The organism is Pseudoalteromonas sp. HM-SA03, assembly GCF_002289345.1.
In the GTDB taxonomy this organism is placed as follows: Bacteria; Pseudomonadota; Gammaproteobacteria; order Enterobacterales; family Alteromonadaceae; genus Pseudoalteromonas.
Map to the genome: position 1 here is coordinate 1 of NZ_NSDG01000049.1, position 1685 is coordinate 1685.

2 protein-coding genes are annotated in these 1685 nt (G+C 43.6%); both read left to right on the forward strand.

Annotation, left to right across the window (positions count from 1 at the left end):
* On the forward strand, nucleotides 1–441 hold a 441-nt coding region (locus tag CKO50_RS10375), incomplete at its 5' end, for a PoNe immunity protein domain-containing protein (RefSeq protein WP_141240133.1).
* Between the two features lie 101 nt (nucleotides 442–542).
* A partial coding sequence (locus CKO50_RS10380; protein WP_255229516.1) for a polymorphic toxin type 15 domain-containing protein occupies nucleotides 543–1685 on the forward strand: 1143 nt, incomplete at its 3' end.

Consider the following 1685-nt stretch of genomic DNA (forward strand, 5'->3'; position numbering starts at 1 on the left):
TATATCTACACTTTGTGGTGGCTGGCACTTTTACAAGCCTGTGATGTCGCTCCAGCTCATATTCAAGAAGTACTCGATGTTATTGGCGAGCGCGGCAAAGACACCTTACTTGATAATGTAGCCATTGTACTTGGTGATAACGATAGACCTATTTCGCCCACACTCTACTACCCTGAAATTTATCAAAACCTTTCACTCGCTTTTACAGTACCTAATGAGCAAAAGCCTGATTTACTCAACCAATTTGCACAAAGTTGGTACAGCAAGTTAGAGGGCTTGGCGGACTGGCATGATAATCATAACAGTGAATGCGAATTCGAGTACACGGATTATTATATTGGTTATTGGTGCTTTGAATTAGCTTTAGTCGCTAATGTTCTAGAAATACCAAGAGAATCCTTAGAAGATAGTGTTTATGTTCCGGTTGATTTAATCAGATAAACTTCTGCGCATGATTTTTAAGAAAGGATAGGCTGAAACACTTGGGTGTTGCGGGGCTAAGCCGTTAACCTTCACTGACAGTAGTCAGCCCCTCGATTTCCATGATACCGATTATTGACCAAGTCATGGATTTACGAGATATCATCGCCAATGTCATGTTACTGACCGACGATGATGAAGCCAACGACACCGACGCTTGGCTTGCCTTTACCCTCACCGGCATTGGTTTAGTGCCAGTTGTGGGCTCAGCAGTCAAAGGCGTAGGAAAGGTTATCTTAAAAAATACTGGAGAATCGCTCTCGGCTGCGCTTGCCGTACTACGCAAGCTCGGTAAAGGCGACCCAGTTAAATACCTAAGAGACATCAACTGGCAAGACCTAGGAAAACAATCCGCCACGGAAGTAAAAAACATCGTCAAAGGCCTGCGCGATTCACTTGATGAGATGTCTAGCAGTTGGCACTACGACCTACTGCTTCCAGACGCCGCCATCGAAGGCATGCAAGCCACGGTTAAACGCCTAGACGAGGTTACCCCCAAAATCGACCAACATATGCAACAAGCCGCCCAAGAAATCGGGCTGCGAGTTAATAAAGCACTGGATGAATATCAAGGGGAGTTACCACAGGTTGGCGTTACCAATGTGCCGAAGAAATCTAAAGCTGATGAGTTGGAGCCACCAAAAGGGAATGAATTGCCGGGAGGGAAGGGGTTGCACCCTCTCAAAGCAGGCATGAAAGCATACAAGGTCCCCTGTTTTAAACCAAGTGATAACTTAAGGAAAAAACATAAGGGCGACTTACGTGCTTTAGAGCATAATTACGCAAGGCAGCTTAAGAATCAAGAAAAAGGCTTAAATGATTTAACCATTGGTGAATACAGAGAAAACCGCGATCGATACAGAAATATGAAGCGTAAAGGGACTGGAACTGCTCAAAATGATTATAGGGAGGAGTTCCGATCAGATTTATTTGAGTCACTAAAAGAATCATACGGTAGAAACAAATCACGTACTGAAGCAAAAGAATTAGCCGCGCAAAGAACAACAGAAATTATGAAAAATTTACATGCATTACACGACCCTGATATGGGCGCTGGCGGTTATGATAAGGTTACTCGTCTGGGCGATAAAAGGGTTAATGAATCTATAGGTCCGCAGTGGGCTAAAGCACCTATAGGAAGTAAAAAAGGGGATAAAACACGCGTGGAATTAATGGATGAGCAAGTTGAAAAAGCATTTAAAGAA